This window comes from Phytohabitans maris (genome assembly GCF_031085175.1).
Lineage (GTDB): Bacteria > Actinomycetota > Actinomycetes > Mycobacteriales > Micromonosporaceae > Phytohabitans > Phytohabitans maris.
In genome coordinates, this window is record NZ_JAVHUY010000063.1 from 1 (window position 1) to 20,133 (window position 20,133).

A 20,133-nucleotide genomic window follows, 5' to 3' on the forward strand; every position below is an offset into this window, starting at 1 on the left:
ACCGTGGTTGCGGTGGTGTTGGCTGTGCGTGCGGTGTGGCGGATGGTGGCGGTGATCCGGTTGGGTCAGCCTGATCCGTCCCGGTTTGTTGGTAAGTCGGTGCGGTTGAGGCGGATGTTGGCGGAGACGTTCGGGCATACCCGGATGTTGAAGTGGTCGGTGGTGGGGGCGGCGCACTGGTTTGTGATGGTCGCGTTCATCGTGTTGTCGCTGCTGGTGCTCGAGGCGTATTTCGAGGTGGTCGACCCGCACGCGGGTCTGCCGATCGTGGGTGGGTGGGCGGTTTACGGGCTGGCGACCGAGGTGATCGGGGTGTTCGGCCTGGCCGGTATCGCGGTGTTGATCACGATCCGGTTGGTGAACCGGCCGACCCGGCCGGCTGGGCGGTCGCGGTTTACCGGGTCGACGATGTGGCAGGGCTACTTCGTGGAGTGGGTGATCGTCGCTGTTCTGGTCTGCGGGTTCGTGATCCGCGGGTTCAAGACCGCGACCGGGCACATGCCCTGGCCGGCCTGGGCCGCCCCGGTCTCACACGCCCTCGGCGATCTGCTGCCCGCCTCCGAGGCTGGGCTGTCGATCGTGGCGGCGGTGAAGATCGTGGTGTCGATGACCTGGCTGATCACGATCGCCACGAACCTGACCATGGGGGTGGCGTGGCACCGGTTCGCCGCGTTCGTCAACATCTTCTTCAAACGGGACCCGGCCCGCCCGGCCGGCTCCGGGCTGGGCGCTGTCAAACCGATGACCTCGGGCGGCAAACTCCTGGACTTCGAGGAAGCCGACCCGGACAAGGACCAGTTCGGGGTCGCCGCCGTCGAGCAGTTCAGCTGGAAAGGGCTGCTGGACTTCACCACCTGCACCGAGTGCGGCCGCTGCCAGTCCCAATGCCCGGCCTGGAACACCGGCAAGCCGCTATCCCCGAAACTGTTGATCCTGTCGCTACGCGACCACGCCTACGCCAAAGCCCCCTACCTGCTCGCCGACACCAACAGCGACCACTCGACGGTGGACGCCCTGGCGTTGGCCGAGGCGCAGCGGCCGCTGATCGGCGGCGCCGACGAACAAGGGGTGATCGACCCGGACGTGTTGTGGTCCTGCACCACCTGCGGCGCCTGCGTCGAACAATGCCCGGTCGACATCGAACACGTCGACCACATCGTGGACATGCGCCGCTACCAGGTCCTGATCGAATCCGCGTTCCCGTCCGAAGCCGGCGTCATGCTCCGCAACCTGGAAAACAAAGGCAACCCCTGGGGCGCCCCACCCAACACCCGCGAAGACTGGACCAAAACCCTCGACTTCGACATCAAACGCGCCGACGCGGAGACGAAGTTCGAATACCTGTACTGGGTCGGCTGCGCCGCCGCGTTCGAAGACCGAGCCAAGAAAACCGCCCGCGCGGTGGCCACCCTGCTCCACCAAGCCGGCGTCGACTTCGCCATCCTCGGCGAAGGCGAAACCTGCACCGGCGACCCCGCCCGCCGCCTCGGCAACGAGTTCGTCTTCCAAATGCTCGCCGCCCAAAACGTCGAAACCCTCACCGAAGCCAACGTCACCAAGATCGTCGCCTCCTGCCCACACTGCTTCAACACCCTCGCCAACGAATACCCCCAACTCGGCCTCACCAACGTCCACGTCGTCCACCACACCCAACTCCTGGCCGACCTGGTCACCACCGGCAAACTCACCCCCGTCCAACCCCTACCCGGCACCATCACCTACCACGACCCCTGCTACCTCGGCCGCCACAACCGCGTCTTCACCCCACCCCGCCAACTCCTCACCACCACCACCGCCACCGGCATCACCGAAATGCCCCGCAACCAAGAACGCTCCTTCTGCTGCGGCGCCGGCGGCGCCCGCATGTGGATGGAAGAACGCATCGGCAAACGCATCAACACCGAACGCGTCGACGAAGCCCTCCACACCGGCGCCACCACCATCGCCGTCAGCTGCCCCTTCTGCCACACCATGATCAACGACGGCGTCACCGGCAAAGGCGCCGGCGTCGAGGTCGTCGACGTCGCCTCGGTACTCCTGCGCACCATCCAGAAAGGACAGCCGTGATGCAACTGGAGCTCACGAAGGACCAGGAGATGTTCCGGCGGACCGTCCGGCAGTTCCTGGAACGGGAAAGCCCGCTCACCAAGGTCCGCGAGCTGGCCGACGAGCCGGCCGGGTTCGACCGCGCCTGGTGGCGGCAGGGCGCCGAGATGGGCTGGACCGCGATGCTCGTACCCGAGGAGCTCGGCGGCGGCACCCTCTCCGGCCAGGGGCTGCTCGACCTCGCGCTCGTCGCCGAGGAGATGGGGCGCCTGGTCTCCCCCGGCGCGCTCGTACCGGTCAACGTGGTCATCGCGTCCATCGTGGACGCCGGCGTCGGCGGGCACGGCAAGGCGCTCGAAGCGCTGATGGCCGGCGAGGCGATCGCCGCCTGGTACGACGGCAGCGGCGTGACCGCGTCGCCCGCTGGCGGTGGCTACACCCTCGACGGCACCGCCGAGCTGGTCGAGGCCGGCGCCGACGCCGACCACCTGCTGGTCACCGCACGGACCGGCGACGGCCTGCGCCAGTTCCTGCTGCCGGCCACCGCGCCCGGGCTCACCCCCACCCGCCGCGACAGCCTCGACCTCGTCCGCCGCCACGCGGACATCGGCCTCGACGAGGTACGGGCCGATGTGGACACTCTCGTCGGCGGCGATCGCGACGCCGCGGCGGCGGTGGACCGGCAGCGCCAGATCGCCACGGTGCTGCAGACCGCGGAGACGGCCGGCGCGATCGACCGGGTCTTCGAGTTCACCACCCAGTGGGCCTTCGACCGGTACTCGTTCGGCCGGCCACTCGCCTCGTACCAGGCGCTCAAGCACCGCTTCGCGGACATGAAGATGTGGCTGGAGGCCAGCCACGCGACGGTCACCGCCGCGGCCCGCGCGGTGCAGGAGCGCTCGCCGCACGCCGCCGAGCTGGCCAGCGTGGCCAAGGCGTACGTCGGCGACCGGGCCGCCGCGCTCGTCCAGGACTGCGTGCAGATGCACGGCGGCATCGGTGTGACCTGGGAGCACGACATCCACCTGTACCTGCGCCGGGTCACCGTCAACCAGCTGACCTACGGCACCCCGAGCGACCACCGCCGCCGCGTCGCCGACCTGCTAGCCGCGTGAGGAGACCCGAGATGAGCGAAGACCTGGAGTCCTACCGCCTGGCGGCCCGCGAGTGGCTGGCCGCCAACCTGCCCACAGTGGACGGCGGCGGTGCGCGGCTCGGCAGCGACGACGAGGCCTGGCAGCGCGCCCGCGAGTTGCAGCGCATCCTCCACGATGGAGGGTACGCGGGCATCGCCTACCCCAAGGAGTACGGCGGGCGGGGGCTGACCCCGGCACACCAGCGGGTCTTCAACGAGGAGTCGGCCGGCTACGAGATGCCGCTGCTGCTCAACGTGCCGACGTTCTCCATCTGCGCCCCAGCCATCCTCGACTTCGGCACCGAGGAGCAGAAGCGCGAGCACCTGCCCGCCGTGCTCCGCGGTGACGAGGTGCTCGTCCAGTTCCTCTCCGAACCGCGCGGCGGCTCCGACCTGGCCGGCGCGATCACCCGGGCCACTCGCGACGGCGACATGTGGGTGCTCAACGGGTCCAAGATCTGGAGCTCCGGCGCGTACGCCGCGGACTACGGCATCTGCCTGGCCCGCACGGACTGGGAGGCGCCGAAGCACAGCGGGCTGACCATGTTCATCGTCAAGGTGCACCAGCCCGGCGTGGAGGTACGGCGGATCAAGCAGGTCAACGGCGACAGCGAGTTCTGCCAGGAGTTCTTCGACGACGTGCAGATCCCCGCCTCGGACGTGCTCGGCGAGGTCAACGGCGGCTGGGCGGTCGCCTCCCGGCTGCTGTTCCACGAGCGCACGGCGGTGGGTGGCGGCTCGCCGTACGTGAGTGGCGGCCACGCGGTCGCCCGGGTGCCGGAGCCGGACCTGGTCGAGCTCGCCCGCCGCGGCGGCCGCCTGGACGATCCGGGGGTACGCGAGCTGATCGCCGAGTCGCACATCCTGCGTACCGTGGCGGGTCAGCTCGTCGACCGGGTGTCGGCCGGCATCCGCGGCGGCGCGATGCCGGATCCGGCCGCGTCGCTGCCCCGCCTGTTCAGCGCGACCAGCAACGAGCGGCGGATCGACATCGCGCTCGCGGTCGCCGGCCCGGCCGCGGTCATCCCGCCGGCGGGAGCGCCCGGCGACCTCGGCGCGCGGTACCTGATGCGCCAGGGCGGCAGCCTCGGCGGCGGCAGCAGCGAGATGGCCCGAAACATCATCAGCGAACGGGTGCTCGGCATGCCGCGGGAGTTCGCGGCGGACAAGGGGGTGCCGTTCAGCCAGGTGCGGCAGAGCCAGACGCCAGGGTGAAACGACGGGGAAACCTCCGCGGCCGGCAGGGCGTGCTAGTGTGTGACGGTTATCGAACTATCTGATAATCGCCAGGAGCCCGCCTTGCCGCCGAAGGTCGCCCACCCGCCCACCGACCTCTCCGAGGTCTTCAAGGCCTTCGCCGACCCGATCCGGTGGGCCATGGTCGTGGAGATGTCGCAGTACGACGAGTACCCGGCGGCCAACCTCGAAGAGCTGGTGGGCCTGAGCCGCCCCACGATCTCGTACCACGTGAAGGTGCTCTACCACGCGGGCCTCATCGAGGTCCGCAAGGAAGGGCGCAACTTCTACTACCGGCTGCGCCGTGACGTCGTCCGTGACGTGATCGCGGAGACCAACCGGCAGCTCGGCATCGTCGCGAAGCGGCGCGCCAAGAGCGCGTGACCCACCGGCGGGAAAGCGCCTAACCAGCCATTTCGCGGAGTGACCTCGCGGTCGCGGCGCACTAACGTGATCAACGATGACGGATGAGGCCGCGTTCGTAGGCCGGGAGCGGGAGCTCACCGACCTGCTGGCGCTCGCCGGCCGCACCGAGGCGGGGCACGGCGAGTTCGTGCTCGTCCGCGGCGAGCCGGGCGTCGGCAAGAGCGCCCTCGCCGAGCGGGTCGCCACCGCCTGCCGGGCCGGCGGCTTCGCCGTCCACTGGGGCACCAGCCTCGACGGCGACGAGCAGCCGCCGTTCTGGGTGTGGATCCAGGTGCTGCGCGGCGTGCTCGCCACGCTGCCCGCGGCCGAGGTGCGGCAGGAGCTCGGCCCGGCGTACGGGGAGCTGGGCCTGCTGGTGCCCGAGCACGTGCCGCCGTCGCGGCGGGCCGAGGGTGGCACCGCCGACGCGCACGCGCAGTTCGTGCTCTACGACGCGATCACCCGGGTACTGCTGCTGGCCAGCCGGGCGCGGCCGCGGCTGCTGGTCCTGGACGACCTGCACGTGGCCGACCGCTCCTCGCTGCGCTGCCTCGCGTTCCTGGCCCGCCAGATCCGCGGCGCCCGGCTGATGGTCGTCGGTACGCACCGTGACGTCGACCTCAGCCCGGACGGCGCGTGGGCCGGCGCGTACGGCGACCTGGCCCGGCTCGCCGGCTCGGTCGAGCTGCACGGCCTCTCCCGCGACGAGATCGCCGCGCTGATCCAGGCGATGCTGCCGGGGCCGGACGCGGCGGGGGTCGCGCGGGAGGTCTTCCAGGACAGCGGCGGCAACCCGCTCTTCGCCCGCCAGGTCGCCCGGCTGATCGCGACCGAAGGGCAGGCCAGCCGCGTACCGGGAAACCTGCGCGAGGTCGTGCTTCGGCGGCTCGCCCGGTTCGCGCCACCGACCCGCGCCGTGCTCGGCGCCGCGGCGGTGATGGGTGCCGCGTTCGACGTCCAGGAACTGGCCGCGATGTGCGACCTGACCCCGCCGGAGCTGGTCGACACGCTCGACGGGCCGATCGCGGCGCGGATCCTGGAGCCCGACCCGGGGGTACGCGGGCGGCTCGCGTTCACCCACGGCCTGATGCGGCAGGTGATCCTGCAGGAGATGCCGGCCGGCAGCCGGACCACCCTGCACCTGCACGCCGCCCAGGCGCTCGAACGGCTGCGGCTGGCCGACCCCGGCCCCTACCTGTCCCGCCTCGCCGGCCACTACGTGGAGGCGGCCGCCGCCGGTGACGTGGGGCCGGCGATCCGGTACAGCCGGGCGGCGGCGGCCCAGGCCCTGTCGTCGTACGCGTACGAGGACGCGCTGCGCCACCTGCTGCACGTGCGCCGCTTCCTGGAACGCGACCCGGGTACCCCGCCCGAGCGCCTCGCCGAGGCGTTGCTGGAGGTCGCCGACGTCCAGGTGCGGGTGGAGGGGACCGGCCCGGCCGCCCGCACGTACCGGTCGGCGCTGGAGGTGGCCGACCGGATCGGCTCCGCGCGGCTGTACGCCCGCGCGGTCCTCGGCTGCTGCGTCGACGGCACCAACGGCTGGCACGAACGCCCGGACCTCGTCGCCCTGCTCACCGGCGCCCTGGACCGGCTGCCGGCGGCCGAGCGGGGGCTGCGCTCCGCGGTCCTCGCCGAGCTGGCCGAGGTGGTCGCGGTCTTCGACGACGGGTTCGAGCGGGCGGTCGAGGCGTCCCGGCAGGCGGTCGCCAGCGCCCGCGCCTCCGGCGACGACCTGGCGCTCAGCCGCGCGCTGCTGGCCCAGCTGCACGTGATCTGGGCACCGGCCGCCCTCGACGAGCGCAACGAGATCGTCGCCGAGCTGGCCGCCATCGCCCGCCGCCGCGGCGACGACGAGATGCTGATGCACGCGCGGCTCAACGCCTTCGGCCTCGCCCTGGAGGTCGGCGACCGGACGACCGCGGACGCGCTGCTGACCCGCATCGTCGCGGCGGCCAACCGGCTGCGCACCCCGCGCTGGACGCTGCGCCGGCTGACCAGCGAGGCCACGATGGCGACCATCACCGGCGACCACGAGCGGGTGCGGGCACTCGCCGACGAGGCCATCGAGCTGGGCGAACGCGCGCCCACCATCGAGTCGCCGGCCGCCCCGGCGCACATCCTGTCGGCGCTCGCCCTCGACGACCCGGGGCTCGACCTCGCCGACCTCGCCGACCGGTCCCGCCAGCTGGCCCTGGAGTTCGGGCACTCGGCCTGGTCGGTGGCGGCGTTGATGCTCACGCTCGCCGGCCGGTACGACGAGGCCCGGCCGGCGCTGCGGCGCGGGCTGGAGGTGCTCTCCACGTACCGCAACCGGCGGGCCCAGCTCAGCTCGGCCGTGCGGCTGGCCGAGGCCGCGCTCCGCCTCGGCGACCTGGCCGCGGCCCGCACGGTCTTCGGAGTGCTGCGGCCGTACGCGGACCGGGTCTCGGTCGCCGGCGACGGCTGGGCGGCGCTCGGCCCGGTCGCGCTCACCCTCGGCCAGCTCGCCGCCGGCCTCGACGACCGGGAGGCGGCGGTCGCCTACCTCGCGCAGGCCGAGGAGGTGTGCCGCCGGATGGGCGCGCCGGCCTGGCTCGACCGGGTGCGCGCGGCCCGCGCGCGGCTCACCGACCCGCCCGCGCCGCCGGCGGTGTTGCGGGCGTCCCTGGAACGCGAGGACGACTACTGGACGATCGGCTGCGGCGCGGCGACCGCGCGGCTCAAGGACAGCAAGGGACTGCGGTACCTCGAGGAGCTGGTCCGGCGGCCGGGCGTCGAACGGCACGTACTCGATCTCGTCACGGTCCTGGAGGGCGGCGCCGGCGCCGAGCGGCGGCGGCTGGGTGACGCGGGCCCGGTCCTCGACAGCCAGGCCAAGGCGGCGTACAAGCGGCGCCTGACCGACCTGCGGGAGCGGTTGGAGGACGCGGAGGCGATCGGCGACGAGGGCACCGCGGCGGCGGTGACCGCCGAGATCGACGCGATCGCGGCGGAGCTGGCCCGGGCGGTGGGGCTGGGTGGCCGCGACCGGCGGACGGCCTCCGCGGCGGAGAAGGCCCGCCTCAACGTCACCCGCGCGATCCGGGCCACCATCGCCCGGATCGGCGAGGCGCTGCCGCCGCTGGGCGCGCACCTCGACACGGCGGTACACACCGGAACGTACTGCGTCTACCAGCCGCCCGGCGGCCAGCGGGTGGTGTGGCAGGACCGCGCGGCGGTGTTCAGCCGCCGGTGAACGGCGGCGCCATCGATTGAACGCCTCAGTGTTACGCAAGTGTTAACCGGAGGCGACCATGGCACAGCCGCTCCCCCGCTCCGTCCCTGTCCCGGCCTTCTCGTGGCGCTTCGCCGTCACCGGTGTCGGCGCGATGCAGATGCTCGTGGCCGACGCCCTGCTCAACCAGAAAGACATCCCGGTACGGGTCACCGTGCGCGAGCCCGGCCGGCCCGCACTGCGCCCCGCCGGCTCCGCGCCCGCCCCCGAGGACGCGGTCGTGCGGCGGGTGCTGGCCGACCCGCGGGTCGAGATCGCGTACCCGCGCGGGATCTTCGCCGACGCCGTGCCCGATCCGGATGCCACGCTGCTGGTCGGGGATGCCCGCCGGCTCCCCGCGGCGCCGGACGCGACCGCGGCGGTGGTGGTGGGTTCGGCGGCCGCGGCGGTGGCGCTGGTCCGGCGTGCGCGCGGTACGCCCCTGCGGGACGTCCACCTGCTGCTGGACGAGGCGGCGCCGCGCCGCCGGCCGACCGCCGCCGCGCTGGAGTCGCTGCTCGACGAGGACGTGAACGCGGTGGTCGAGCCGTCCCGGTCCGGTGGCCTCGGCCCGGCCGTCCTCGACGAGCTGGGCGAACGGTTCGGCTCGCCGGACGCGGTGTGGCTGCACGTCGACTTCGGCTGGACGCCGGTGCAGGTGCTCGGCCGCGACCGGGTGCGCGGCGTCGTGCTCAGCCGTGGCCGCGACCTCCGCACGGTCACCGCGCAGGCGCTGCTCACCGGCCGCCGGTACCGGGCGGTCACGCTGCCCGGGCACGAGGGGGCCTACCTGGTCCCGCCCGGCGGCGTCCGGGTCAGCGCCGGCACGCCGTTCGAGTACGTGGCCGCGCGCACCGGACGGTACGACCGCGACTCGCGCGCCGCCGGCCGGGTCGCCGAAGCGCTGGTCCGCGACGCCCTCGCCGGCCGCCTCGCCCGCCCCTCCACAGTGGACTCCGACAACGTCGTCCCGCTGCGCCGCCGGCGCCCGGAATGACCTCCTCCCCGGGGGCCGCCCGCCTGCGCTCGCTGACGACCGCCGCCGAACGGGGCGACGCGGCCGCGCTGGCCGCGCTTGCCGAGGCGCTGTTCTGCGCGGCGCTGCAACCGTCGGACCAGCCGACCGCCGAACAGGTGCGGGCGGCCATCGGCGAGGTGGTGCACCGCTGCGACGGCGACCAGCGGACCTGCGCGTGCGACCTGGCCGAACGGTACGGCGCGGACCCGGAGCGGGCCCGCGACCGGATGAGCTGGTGCCGCAACGTGGTAACCGTGACCTACTGCGTGACCGGCGACCCGGGCGACAGCGCGTACCTGCGCGCCCTCTTCTGGCGCCGCGCCTGAGCAACGGATCCAGGGGAAGCCACGGCTCCCCCTGGATCGCGACGCCCCGCCGCTACTCGAACTTCTTGACCACCTTGATCTGTTCGCCGTCGACCTGGCCGACGTACTGCTGGTGCAGGCACTGGTGCTGTGCGTCGCACTCGTACGAGCCGACCAGCGTCTTGATGCCGTTGAAGCCGGTGAAGCCCTTCAGCGCCTTCAGGTAGTCCGACACGTCGTCCGGGTCCGTCGACTTCGTGCTGTCGATCGCGGACGCGACCGCGAGCACCGCGTCGTGCATCTCGGCTGTGTTGTCGGCCGGCTTGACCGCCCCGGTCACCGCCTCGTACCAGGCCTTCTGCTCGGGCGTACGCACGGTCGGGTCCCACACGCTCTCGGTCATGATGGTCACGTACGTGCCCTGCGCCATGTCCCACGGGATCGTGGAGCCGAACGCCCCGGTGAGCGCCGCCGCGCCGATGACCTTCGGCGGGGTGCTGGTCTGCTTGGCGATCTCCGAGTACATCAGCTTTCCGGTCTGCGCGTTGAGCAGTGCCACCATAAGCACGTCCGGCTTGCCCGCCAGGATCTTCGTGACCTGCGCGGAGACGTCGTTGTCGGTGGCGTTGATGTACTGGGTCTCCACGATCTGTGCGCCGCCCTGCTGGAGCAGCGGGGTTACCAGGTCGCCGTACCCCTTGCCGAACGCGGTCGAGTCGAGCAGCAGCGCCACCTTCTCGGCCCGCAGGTCCTGCAGCGCGTACTGCACCTGGTGCTCGGCCGTCTCGTCGTCGGGGATGTTGAAGCTGAACGTGTACGGGTTCTTCGTCTTGTCGAGGTTGTTCGCCGTGCTGGCCGTGCCGATCATGCTGATCGTCTTGGCCTTCAGGAAGACCGGCGAGGCGGCCAGGTTCTGCTGGGTGATCGAGTAGCCCACGACGAACGGCACGTCGGCCTGGGTGAACTTGCGGGCCGCCGCCTGCGCCGTGGCCGCCGTGGCGCCGATGTCGACGACCTCGGCCTTGAGCTTGCGGCCGCCGAGCACGCCACCCTTGTCGTTGACCTGTTTGATGGCGTACTCGATGCTTTTCTGGATGCTGTCGTTGGCGAGCGGGCCGGTCAGCGCGGCGGCGATGCCGATCGTGATGTCGCCGCCGTCGCCGGAGGCGGCGTCGCTCTCCCCACCGCAGGCGGCCAGCGGTCCGGCGGCGAGCAGCAGACCCGCCACCCCGGCGTGGAACCATCGTCTCATAGCACTGTCCTTAATGGAGTAGTCAGTCGGTGCCGAGGTACGCCTCGGCGACCACGTCCGCGTCGCGGAACTGTTCCGGCGGGCCGCTGGCCACGACCCGACCGTTGCGCAGCACGTGCACCTCGCTGGCGATGTCCAGGGCGGAGATGTTCTGCTCGACGATCAGCAAAGTGATCCCCTGGCTCCGCACGGCCGACAGCCGCTGGTACACCTCGTGCACCACCTTCGGCGCGAGCCCGATCGACGGCTCGTCCAGGATCAGCAGCTCCGGCTCGGTGAGCAGCGCCCGGGCGATCGCCAGCATCTGCTGCTCGCCGCCGGAGAGCAGGCGCGCCTTGTGGCCCGCCCGGGCGCGCAGCACCGGGAACGTCTCCAGCACCTGGTCCGTCCGGGCCCGGAAGTCCGTGGTGCGCCCGGCCGCCCGGGCCAGCGTGAGGTTTTCCACGACGGTGAGGTCCTTGAACAGGCGCCGCCCCTCGGGCACCAGCGTGATGCCGCCGGCGACCCGCTGCTCGGTACGGCGCTTGCGCAGCGACCGGCCGCGGAAGTACACGTCGCCGGCGGCCGGCTTGACGGTGCCGGCGATCGTCCCCATGAGACTTGTCTTGCCGGCACCGTTCGGGCCGAGCACGACGACGCACTCACCTGAGCCGACGCTCAGGTCGACGCCCTGGACGGCGACGAGCCCGCCGTAGGTGACCCGGACGCCTTCGAGCCGGAGCAGTTGGTCCACTGTGGAATCCTTCGCGACGGTGGCAGGTGAGCCCAGACGAAGATCACTCATGGCCGTCCTCGCTTCGCTCCGGGCGGCCACGAGACTCCCAACGCACAGCGCCCTATGATTCGCTCGCTACGCTCACTCATGGCCGTCCTCGCCTCGCTCCGGGCGGCCACGAGACTCCCAACGCACCGCACCCAATGATTCGCTCGCTACGCTCACTCATGTCAGACCCCCAGGTACGCGTCGATGACGGCCTTGTCCTCGCGTACGTCGGCCGGGGCGCCGTGCCCGATGACCGCGCCGAAGTCGAGGACGGTGACCCGGTCGGCGACGCCCATGACCACGTTCATGGAGTGCTCGACCAGGAGGATGCCCATGCCGAGGCCGGCGAGCCGGCGCAGCAGGTCGACGAGCGCGTCCTGCTCGATCGCGGTCAGCCCGGCGGCCGGCTCGTCCAGCAGCAGGAAGCGCGGGTCGAGCGCGAGCGCGCGGGCCAGCTCGGCGCGGCGCTGGTTGCCGAAGCCGAGCGACTTGGCCGGCACCGCCTCGAACGGGCCGATGCCGACCACGTCGACGACCAGCTCCACCCACGCCTTGCCGCGTACGTCCGGGAACGCGCGTCCCAGCGCGCCCGGCGTGCGGCTGCGGTGGTCGGCGGTCACCTGGACGTTCTCGTAGACCGGGAGGTCGGCGAAGAGCCGCCCGTTCTGGTAGGTGCGGGCGGTGCCGGAGGTGGCCCGCTGCGCCGGCCCGAGGCGGTCGATCCGCCGGCCGTCGAGCGTGATGGCGCCACTGTCCGCTGTGTACACACCGGAGAGCACGTTGATGAACGTGGACTTGCCGGAGCCGTTCGGGCCGATGAGCGCGTGGATCTGGCCGGCCTCGATCGTGAGGTCGACGCCGCGCAGCGCGCGCACGCCGCCGAACGACTTGACGACGCCCGTGGCGGCGAGGCTTCCGGCCGGCGCGTGCCCGTTGGCCGACGGGTCCACCGGGCGTGGCTCGCGCGGCGCCGGCGTGCGCGGTGGGATCGGCTCGACGAGGTGCTTGAGCGCGGGCACCCGGCCCGCGAGGGGGCGCAGGCCGCCGACGATGCCGACCGGGCTCACCAGCGCACCGAAGACGATCACCAGGCCGAACATCAGCTGGCTGTACGCGTGGTACTCGGTCAGGTACTCGTTGGCGGTCTGCAGCAGCGCGGCGCCGACGATCGCCCCGATCACGCTGCCCGACCCGCCGATCACCAGCATCGCGATGGTGACCACCGCGAGGTCGAGCGCGAACGCGGTCGGGTCGATGAACGCGAGCGTGTGCGCGAACAGGCTGCCGGCCACCGAGGCGAAGACCGCCTGGAGGACGAAGGCGAGGTTGAGCGCGCCGTTCACCTTGACGCCGCTGCCCAGCGCGGCCAGGTGGTCCTCGCGGATCGCCCGGAACTCGCGGCCGCGCTTGCCGCGCAGGATCGCTGAGGCCACGACCGCGAGCGCGACGAGGACGAGGATGTTGACGATCGTGTTCTTGGCGACCGTGTCGGCCTCGAAGCCGCCCACGCCGAACGACGGGATCGCCGCGATGCCGTCCACCCCGTTGGTGATGCCGGGGTACGCGAGCAGCAGCCCGCCGAAGATCTGCACCAGCGCGAGCGTGGCGATCGCCAGGTATATCTCGCTGACCCGGAGGGTCAGCAGCGCGAAAAGCGCCCCGACCGCCGCCGAGATGGCCGCGCCGACCGCCATCGCGGTCAGCGGCGCCATCTCGCGCGCGGTCGTGAGATAGGCGGTCGCGTAGGCGCCGACGCCCATGAAGGCGGCGTGGCCCATCGTGAACATGCCCGACGCGCCCTGGGCGAAGTTGAGTCCCACGGTGCAGAGCGCGTACGTGGCCATCAGGCCGACGGCCGCGAGCCAGCGCTGGTCGCCGGTGAGCGCGGCGACCGCGACCAGCGCGACCACGCCGACCGCGAGGGGTGCGGCGAACGGGTTGTGCAGCAGCCGGTACGTCATCAGACCTTCTCCACCAGTCGGGTCCCGAACAGCCCCGCGGGCCGCACGATGAACAGGAGGATCACCAGGCCGTACACCGCGATGTTGCGGTAGTCCGGGTCGATCAGGTACGCCGCGTTGACCTCCAGCACGCCCACGACGAGGCTGCCCACCACGGCGCCGACGAGGCTGCCGAAGCCGCCGACCATCGTGCCGACCATGGCCTTGAAGACGATGACGTACCCGAGTAGCAGCGAGACGAAGAACGACGGCGCGAGCAGAGCGCCGGCGACGCCGGCCAGCACGGCCGACCCGGCGAAGGACGCCTTCACCACGCGGGCGGTGTTGACCCCCATGATCTGGGCCGCCGTCGGGTCGTCGGCCGTCGCGCGCAGGACCAGACCCACGAAGGTGTACCGGTAAAGCAGCCACAGCCCGAGGACCACGACGACGGTGACCACCAGGATGATGAGCTGCTGGTAGTCGAGCGCGGCGCCGAAGACGTGGATGGCCGGGCGCTTGACGAGCACGTCCATGTTCTTGTCCTGCGGTCCCCAGACGAGCTGGATGACCGCCCGGACCACGAGGCCGAGCCCGAGCGTGGCGATCGCGCCGACCAGCAGGGCCCGGCGGCGGACTGCGGGTCTGGTCAGCAGTTCGGTGCCGAGGCCGATGACGGCCATCGCGACGGCGACCAGGAGCAGGCCGAGGTACCAGGGCAGGTGCCACAGCATCGTGAACGTGTAGCCGAGGTAGGCCCCGATCGTCAGGAAGTCGCCGTGCGCGAAGTTGAAGAACCGGGTGTTGTTGAACAGGACGATGAAGCCGATGGAAACCAGCGCGTACGCGCCGCCGAGCACAATGCCGTTGATGGTGGCCTGCAGCATGCCTTTCCTCCTGACGCCAAGGGCCACTTGCTGGTCGGTTCGGCCGCTTCGGGGCCGGTGTCCGGGTGATCACCGCCGACATCGTTGACGTCACACTGTAGTGGCGAGATCGTTAAATGTGTAGAGAATTTTGGAACTATGTTGTCAGCTGCGCCGGCCTCGTCCCAGTCGCATCACGTCCCCGCCGATCCGTGGATGTTTCGAGAATTCTCAAACCGTAACCTCGGCGTACGGCGTAGTCAACGGGACCGGGGCAGCCCGACGCCCCCGATCCCCGGTCGTGGGACCTACCCGGCGGTGAAGCGCCGGGCGTCGTCAGGCGCGGCGGGCCTCGGCGGCGGCGATGAGCTCGTCGAGCCGGGCGAGGGCGGCGTTCAGCTCGTCGACCCGCTGCTGGATGCGGGCCCGCTCGGCCGTGAGCATGGCCCGCTGCTCGCCGGTGGTGGTGCCGGTGTCGACGCACGGGAGGAGCTCGGCGATGCGGCGGCTGGGCAGGCCGGCGGCGTAGAGCTGCTGGAAGAAGCGGACCCGGTCGACGGCCGCCTCGTCGTACTCGCGCTGACCGCCGCGGCTGCGCTCGGAGGTGAGCAGGCCCTGCTCCTCGTAGTAGCGCAGCGCGCGCACGCTCACCCCGGCGCGCTTGGCGGCCTCGCCGATCCGCACGGCAACCCTCCGGTGTAATCGCGGTCACGGTACTTGACTCTGACGTCAACGGTAGGTTCTACCGTTCGGGCATGAGCATAACGAACCCGGAAGCGAACGCCGAACAGTACGCCGAGGCCGCCCGCGGCCTGCCGATCGAGGGTGCGGTCGCGCTCGTGACCGGCGCCAACCGCGGCCTGGGCCGGCACTTCGCCCAGCAGCTCGTCGAACGCGGCGCGGCCCGGGTGTACGCGACCGCCCGCCGCCCGGAAAGCGTCGACCTGGCCGGCGTCGTGCCGCTGCGCCTGGATGTCACCGACGAGGCAACCATCCGAGCCGCAGCCGCCGCGGCCGGCGACGTGACGCTGCTGGTCAACAACGCCGGGATCAGCCATTGGACCAACCTGGTGACCGGCACCCTGGACGCCATCCGGGCCGAGATGGAGACCAACTTCTGGGGGAACCTGGCCATGGTGCGCGCGTTCGCCCCGGTGCTCGCGGCCAACGGAGGCGGGGCGATCCTGAACGTCCTGTCCGCGCAGTCCTGGTTCGCCTACCCGAGCACGAACGGCTACCACGCCGCCAAGGCGGCCCAGTGGGCGCTGACCAACGCGGTCCGGATGGAACTCGCCGAGCAGGGCACGCTCGTGACCGGACTGCATCTGGGCGCGGTGGACACCGATTTCAGCGCCGCCTACGACGGACCCAAGGGCGATCCCGCCGACGCCGTCCGCGCCGGCCTCGACGGAATCGCGGCCGGCGCCATCGAGGTGCTCGCCGACGACTGGAGCGCGCACGTCAAGCGGTCCCTGGCCGACGACCCCGCCCGCCTCTACGCCGAGATCCGCGCCGGCGCCGTCTGACGGCGACCGCCGCGCCGGCGTCCAGTTCGGAACGGACGCGCAAACCAGCTCCCCGGGTAGGTCCGCGTCCGGTATCGGATCGAAGTAGTCGCGGGACTCGACGATGAGGCCGTCGCGGACGCGCATGACGAAGACGGACCTTCGCAGACGCCGTTCACCAGGCGGAGGAAGACCTCACGTGGACTGCTCGTGCTGGGCTTGCTTCGCGCGGGTCAGTCATTGCCAGGGCACGCCGACCATGCCCGCGCCTCTGCCAGAATCTCGCCCGTCTCGGCGTCGAGAATGACCGATCGCCCAGTGCCGAGCGGCGGCGGAAAGGCGTCTGCTCGCGGTGGCGATGACGGACACGCCGGCACCGGGTCCGGAGGTAGCGCAGCGACCGGCTCTCCGATGAGGACAGCCATGCTCACCGTGACGATCACCGCTACCGCACGCGGTGCACGTCCCGCTCGGCGATTGGCTGACTCCGTGGAAGGAGGATCCAGGTCGATCACAACCACAGCCGAACGGTACCCGTGGCTGGCCTCCGGCCGTTGCGCCGACTCTCCACCGAGTGCGGACGGCGGGTTTGAACTCGGGCGCGGTTCGGGCCGTACACGTATCAATGGATGTGAAAATGGTGGGTCGGGGCCGGCGCCTGGCGGCGGCGGCCGTGGTCGTGATGAGCGGGTCGTTGGCTGGCGTCGGGCCGGCTGCCGCGCCGGCGACCGCGGACGCCGCGCGGTCGCGGGCCTGCGAGCATCGCTCCAATGAGGACCGGACCGCGCCCGCGCGCGGCCGGCGGTTGATGGTCGCCGCCGCACATCCGCTGGCCGCGGCGGCGGGTTGCCGGGTGCTCGCCGGCGGTGGGATGGCGGCCGACGCGGCGATCGCGGTGCAGATGGTGCTGGCCGTCGTCGAGCCGCAGTCGTCCGGGCTGGGCGGTGGAACGCTGATCACCTATTACGACCGGCGCTCGGGACGGGTCGAGTTCTACGACGGCCTGGCCGCGGCACCCGCGGCGGTGACCGAAGGGTTGCGGACGCCCACCGCCGCGGAGATGGAGTCGCTGGGGGTCGACAGCTTCGGCGCCGCGGCCACCTACTCCGGCCGGGCGGTGGGGGTGCCGGGCACCGTCGCGGTGCTGGACCAGATCCACCAACGGCGCGGCCACGCACCCTGGAGCGGCCTGTTCGACGCCGCGGTCGACCTGGCCGAGAACGGCTTCGCGATGCCGCGGTACCTGCACGACACCATGAGCGCACCGGCCGGCGGCGTGCCGCGCTGCGACTATCCCGATCTGGCCGCCCGGTACTGCCGGGACGGAGCACCGATACCGGTCGGCGAAACGGTTCGCAACACCGACCTCGCCGCGGTGCTGCGCGAGGTCCGCGACGGTGGCGCCGCCGCGTTCTACGATCCGGCGGGGAGGGTCGCGCCGGCCATCGTCGAGCGGGCCGCGCGGGGGCCGTTCAAGCTCGCCGCCGACGAGAGCGGCCCAGCGGTCATTCCGAGCCTGATGACGGTCGCGGATCTCGGCGGATACCGGGCGGTCGGCCGGGAACCGCTGTGCCGGTGGGTGCTCGACCGCCAGGTGTGCACCGCGGCACCGCCTTCGTTCGGCGGGCTGAGCGTGCTGCAGCAGCTCGGGTTGCTGGAGCGGGCGGACGTGGCGGCGATGGCGCCGGACTCCCTGCTTCGCACCCACTATTCCATCGAGGCCAGCCGGCTGGCCCAGTTCGATCGGCGCCAGTACGTCGGCGACCCGGACTTCGACCCCGTCCCGGTCGCCGGTCTGCTGGCCGGCGAGTACCTGGACAGCCGGTTCGCGTTGCTGTCACCGACCACCGCGGTGCGGGAGGTCGCCCCGGGCCGGCCGGGCGGCGACGAGGGCACCACGAGCAATGTCAGCATCGTCGACCGGGCCGGCAACGCGCTGTCCATGACCACGACGATCAACTCGTCGTTCGGCGCGCAGATCGAGGCGCGCGGCATCGCGCTCAACAACGTGCAGGAGAACTTCACCCGGCCCGACTCGATCTCGCCCGGGCAGCGGGTGAACGGGATGGAGCCAGGCAAACGCCCGCGGACCTCGATAGCGCCCACGGTCGTCCTCGACCATGCCGGCCGTCTCGACCTGGTCGTCGGTGCGGCCGGCGGCAGCGCCATCCCCGACTACATCACCCAGGCCACGCTCGGCGTACTGGTCGACGGCCTCGACCCGCAGACCGCGATCAACCAGGGGCACTGGAGCGGTCAGGAGATCGCGAGCGACTGCGGCGGTGTCATCGGCCCGCGGTCGGAACTCGAGGAAGGCACCGCGGCCGCCGGGTTGCTCGACAGGCTCCGTGAACTGCGGCATCCGTGCGCGCGCGTGGTCGAGCTGCGCAGCGGGCTGACCGCCGTCGACGTCGACGGTCGCGGCCTGCTGTACGGCGCCGCCGATCCACGCCGCGACGGCGCCGCCGTCGGCTACTGAGGGCTTTCGGAGTCGGGGCGGCGCTCACTGTGGGCGCGTGGCGCTGGTGTGCGCCGCCAGCGCGTCGAGGATCAGATCGAGGCCGAACTCGAACTGGCCGCCGAAATGGTATCCAGGCTGCTGGACGTGTTGGGTGGCGAACTCGACCAGATGCGGGTAGTCACCCGGCACGAAGCCTTCCATGATCGAGCCTGCGACCGCGTCGGCGGAGTCCGCACCGTCGAACGGCAGCGACGCCTCCTGAAGCACGAAGCCGTAGACGTACGCATCGACGATCGCGTACGCGTGGGCCGTCATCCGCAGCGAGAATCCCCCGGCCCGCAGCACGCCGAGCATGGCGTCGTTGTGGCGCAGGGTCGCCGGCCCGGGATTGGTTCGGGTTTCGACCAGGGCCAGCGCCCACGGGTGCCGCGCGAGGACCGCGCGGGCGGAGAGGGAACGACGGCGCACCTCGGCACGCCAGTCGCCGCCCACCTCGGGCAGTTCGATCTCCGCGAAGACCCGGTCGACGAGGGCGTCGAGCAGCTCGTCCTTGTTGCGGACGTAGTAGTACAGCGACATCGCCTTGGCGTTCAGCTCGGCGGCCAGCGACCGCATGGTCAACGCCCCCAGACCGCGTCCATCGGCGATCTCGACCGCGGCCCGCAGCACCCGCTCGCGACTTAGCTGCCGTGCCTGTTCGCCCACAGGTTGGTTCCCGTCTTCCCGACATTCCGTTGACCGGCCTCGCCGCCAAACGTATCGTACTTAGTACCACTTACTTAGTACGAGACCTTGAGAGGCGAAGATGTCCGTCCGCACGGCCGGCAGATACGCCGGTGCGTTCTTCTTGTTGGCATTCGTCTCGTACGGCATCGGCAGCGCTCTGGCCGGCCAGTTCGTCGGGACGGCGCTCGTGGTGCTCAACTCCGTCATGGTGGCGGCCATCGGCGTCCTGGTCTTCCGGGCTCTGGGCCGGCAACACCCGAGGACCGCCCGGATATACCTTGTCGCGCGCACCGTGGAAGCGTTCCTGCTCACCGCCGGGATCGTCCTGCTGGACGCGGCAGGGTCCGGTGCCGCCGACATCGCCTACCAGGCGGCGATGCTGTCGCTGGGGCTGGGCAGCCTGCCGTTCTGCCTGGCCCTCGATCGGCGGCGATGGCTGCCGACCTGGCTGGCGATCTGGGGATTCGCCGGATACGCACTGCTGGCGACGGGCGCGGCCGCCGAGCTGACGGGCGCCCCGATCGGCCTCGTCCTGGCGATCCCCGGCGGCCTATTCGAGATCGTCTTCGGCCTGCTGCTACTCCGCCGAGGCTTCGCACCGTCCACCACCCAGCCCGGCACCGCCCCCGCCGGAGCGTCGAGCACCGCGGCGGCCCGCACAGCGACTCGCAGCTGAGCCCGAGTCCGGTCGTAGATCAGGGCGGCACCGGGTGACCTCAGAAGTCGCCCGCGTCCCGGCGCATCTCGGTGAGTACGTCGATGAGGGTGCCGGCCTCGCGCCGCGATATTCCCGGTTCGGCGAAGACGGTGGCGTTGAGGTCGTGAGTCGCCGCGTCGGCGAGTTCCCGGCCGCGGTCGAGCAGTTCGACGACGGTGGCGCGCCGGTCGTCCGGGTGCGGCACGCGGCGGACCAGGCCGGCGGCTTCGAGCCGGTCGACGGCGTTGGTGACGCTGGTGGGGTGGACCTGGAGGCGTTCGCCGATGATGCTCATGGGTAGCGAGCCCTTGCGGCTGAAGTAGAGGAGCATCAGCACCTCGTAGCGGGCGAATGTGACGCCGTGGGGTTTGAGCGCCGCTTCGACCCTGGCGAGCACGATCTGGTGGGCTCGCATGAGCGAGGTGACGGCCGCCATGCCGTCGGCGGCGTCGCGCCAGCCGTGGGCGGCCCAGAGACGGCGGGCCTCCGCGATGGGGTCGAGTGGCAGTCCGGGCACGAAGGTCAGCGTAACGGGCGACACAG

17 protein-coding genes are annotated in these 20,133 nt (G+C 71.7%); 10 read left to right on the forward strand and 7 right to left on the reverse strand.

Going from position 1 to position 20,133, the window contains the following annotated elements; all coding sequences use genetic code 11:
* The 7 genes from RB614_RS40570 to RB614_RS40600 form a co-directional block, all read left to right on the forward strand.
* On the forward strand, nucleotides 1-2,067 hold a 2,067-nt coding region (locus tag RB614_RS40570; protein WP_308718049.1), incomplete at its 5' end, for a (Fe-S)-binding protein.
* Nucleotides 2,067-3,161, forward strand: a complete 1,095-nt coding sequence (locus RB614_RS40575; RefSeq protein WP_308718050.1) for an acyl-CoA dehydrogenase family protein — start codon at nucleotides 2,067-2,069, stop codon at nucleotides 3,159-3,161. The genes RB614_RS40570 and RB614_RS40575, both read left to right, overlap by 1 nt.
* Nucleotides 3,162-3,172: 11 nt before the next feature.
* Nucleotides 3,173-4,396: an acyl-CoA dehydrogenase family protein gene (locus RB614_RS40580; RefSeq protein WP_308718051.1), complete on the forward strand. Its 1,224-nt coding sequence runs from the start codon at nucleotides 3,173-3,175 to the stop codon at nucleotides 4,394-4,396.
* 84 nt (nucleotides 4,397-4,480) lie between these two features.
* Entirely contained in the window at nucleotides 4,481-4,801 is a 321-nt protein-coding gene (locus RB614_RS40585; RefSeq protein ID WP_308718052.1) for an ArsR/SmtB family transcription factor, read from the forward strand.
* Nucleotides 4,802-4,877: 76 nt separating this feature from the next.
* Nucleotides 4,878-8,039, forward strand: a complete 3,162-nt coding sequence (locus RB614_RS40590) for an ATP-binding protein (protein ID WP_308718053.1) — start codon at nucleotides 4,878-4,880, stop codon at nucleotides 8,037-8,039.
* A gap of 58 nt (nucleotides 8,040-8,097) precedes the next feature.
* A complete protein-coding gene (locus RB614_RS40595) occupies nucleotides 8,098-9,054 on the forward strand; it encodes a hypothetical protein (protein WP_308718054.1) in 957 nt (318 codons plus the stop codon).
* Nucleotides 9,051-9,401: a hypothetical protein gene (locus RB614_RS40600; RefSeq protein WP_308718055.1), complete on the forward strand. Its 351-nt coding sequence runs from the start codon at nucleotides 9,051-9,053 to the stop codon at nucleotides 9,399-9,401. Before RB614_RS40595 ends, RB614_RS40600 begins: the two co-directional genes overlap by 4 nt.
* Before the next feature lie 52 nt (nucleotides 9,402-9,453).
* On the opposite strand, the gene RB614_RS40605 is transcribed toward RB614_RS40600, so the two are convergent.
* From RB614_RS40605 to RB614_RS40625, 5 genes are all read right to left on the reverse strand, one after another.
* A complete protein-coding gene (locus RB614_RS40605) occupies nucleotides 9,454-10,632 on the reverse strand; it encodes an ABC transporter substrate-binding protein (RefSeq protein ID WP_308718056.1) in 1,179 nt (392 codons plus the stop codon).
* A 22-nt stretch (nucleotides 10,633-10,654) separates the two neighbouring features.
* The gene (locus tag RB614_RS40610; RefSeq protein ID WP_308718057.1) at nucleotides 10,655-11,416 is read right to left on the reverse strand and encodes an ABC transporter ATP-binding protein; all 762 of its coding nucleotides are present in this window, start codon (nucleotides 11,414-11,416) and stop codon (nucleotides 10,655-10,657) included.
* Nucleotides 11,417-11,577: 161 nt separating this feature from the next.
* On the reverse strand, nucleotides 11,578-13,356 hold the full coding sequence (locus RB614_RS40615) for a branched-chain amino acid ABC transporter ATP-binding protein/permease (RefSeq protein WP_308718058.1): 1,779 nt from the start codon (nucleotides 13,354-13,356) through the stop codon (nucleotides 11,578-11,580).
* Entirely contained in the window at nucleotides 13,356-14,222 is an 867-nt protein-coding gene (locus RB614_RS40620; protein WP_308718059.1) for a branched-chain amino acid ABC transporter permease, read from the reverse strand. The genes RB614_RS40615 and RB614_RS40620 overlap by 1 nt, the downstream gene beginning before the upstream one ends.
* A 315-nt stretch (nucleotides 14,223-14,537) precedes the next feature.
* A complete protein-coding gene (locus RB614_RS40625) occupies nucleotides 14,538-14,885 on the reverse strand; it encodes a MerR family transcriptional regulator (protein ID WP_308718060.1) in 348 nt (115 codons plus the stop codon).
* A 128-nt stretch (nucleotides 14,886-15,013) separates the two neighbouring features.
* Here RB614_RS40625 and RB614_RS40630 point away from each other — a divergent pair, with 128 nt between their 5' ends.
* Both RB614_RS40630 and RB614_RS40635 read left to right on the forward strand, forming a co-directional pair.
* Nucleotides 15,014-15,727 carry an SDR family oxidoreductase gene (locus RB614_RS40630; protein ID WP_308718093.1) on the forward strand — a complete coding sequence of 238 codons (714 nt, stop codon included), beginning with the start codon at nucleotides 15,014-15,016 and terminating at the stop codon, nucleotides 15,725-15,727.
* 616 nt (nucleotides 15,728-16,343) lie between these two features.
* A complete protein-coding gene (locus RB614_RS40635; protein WP_308718061.1) occupies nucleotides 16,344-18,185 on the forward strand; it encodes a gamma-glutamyltransferase family protein in 1,842 nt (613 codons plus the stop codon).
* 24 nt (nucleotides 18,186-18,209) lie between these two features.
* On the opposite strand, the gene RB614_RS40640 is transcribed toward RB614_RS40635, so the two are convergent.
* A complete protein-coding gene (locus RB614_RS40640; RefSeq protein WP_308718062.1) occupies nucleotides 18,210-18,872 on the reverse strand; it encodes a TetR/AcrR family transcriptional regulator in 663 nt (220 codons plus the stop codon).
* A gap of 100 nt (nucleotides 18,873-18,972) precedes the next feature.
* Between RB614_RS40640 and RB614_RS40645 the strand changes: the two genes are divergently transcribed.
* Complete coding sequence (locus RB614_RS40645; protein WP_308718063.1) at nucleotides 18,973-19,569, forward strand: DUF4386 domain-containing protein; 597 nt, start codon at nucleotides 18,973-18,975, stop codon at nucleotides 19,567-19,569.
* 40 nt (nucleotides 19,570-19,609) lie between these two features.
* Here the strand turns inward: RB614_RS40645 and RB614_RS40650 are convergent, their stop codons facing one another.
* On the reverse strand, nucleotides 19,610-20,107 hold the full coding sequence (locus tag RB614_RS40650; RefSeq protein WP_308718064.1) for a MarR family winged helix-turn-helix transcriptional regulator: 498 nt from the start codon (nucleotides 20,105-20,107) through the stop codon (nucleotides 19,610-19,612).
* Between the last annotated feature and the right edge of the window lie 26 nt (nucleotides 20,108-20,133).

Bases quoted from the DNA above. Each gene is read 5' to 3' on its own strand.
- RB614_RS40575 (WP_308718050.1), top strand. From the start codon at position 2,067: ATGCAACTGGAGCTCACGAAGGACCAGGAGATGTTCCGGCGGACCGTC.
- RB614_RS40580 (WP_308718051.1), top strand. From the start codon at position 3,173: ATGAGCGAAGACCTGGAGTCCTACCGCCTGGCGGCCCGCGAGTGGCTG.
- RB614_RS40590 (WP_308718053.1), top strand. From the start codon at position 4,878: ATGACGGATGAGGCCGCGTTCGTAGGCCGGGAGCGGGAGCTCACCGAC.
- RB614_RS40595 (WP_308718054.1), top strand. From the start codon at position 8,098: ATGGCACAGCCGCTCCCCCGCTCCGTCCCTGTCCCGGCCTTCTCGTGG.
- RB614_RS40600 (WP_308718055.1), top strand. From the start codon at position 9,051: ATGACCTCCTCCCCGGGGGCCGCCCGCCTGCGCTCGCTGACGACCGCC.
- RB614_RS40605 (WP_308718056.1), bottom strand. From the start codon at position 10,632: ATGAGACGATGGTTCCACGCCGGGGTGGCGGGTCTGCTGCTCGCCGCC.
- RB614_RS40610 (WP_308718057.1), bottom strand. From the start codon at position 11,416: ATGAGTGATCTTCGTCTGGGCTCACCTGCCACCGTCGCGAAGGATTCC.
- RB614_RS40615 (WP_308718058.1), bottom strand. From the start codon at position 13,356: ATGACGTACCGGCTGCTGCACAACCCGTTCGCCGCACCCCTCGCGGTC.
- RB614_RS40620 (WP_308718059.1), bottom strand. From the start codon at position 14,222: ATGCTGCAGGCCACCATCAACGGCATTGTGCTCGGCGGCGCGTACGCG.
- RB614_RS40635 (WP_308718061.1), top strand. From the start codon at position 16,344: ATGGTGGGTCGGGGCCGGCGCCTGGCGGCGGCGGCCGTGGTCGTGATG.
- RB614_RS40645 (WP_308718063.1), top strand. From the start codon at position 18,973: ATGTCCGTCCGCACGGCCGGCAGATACGCCGGTGCGTTCTTCTTGTTG.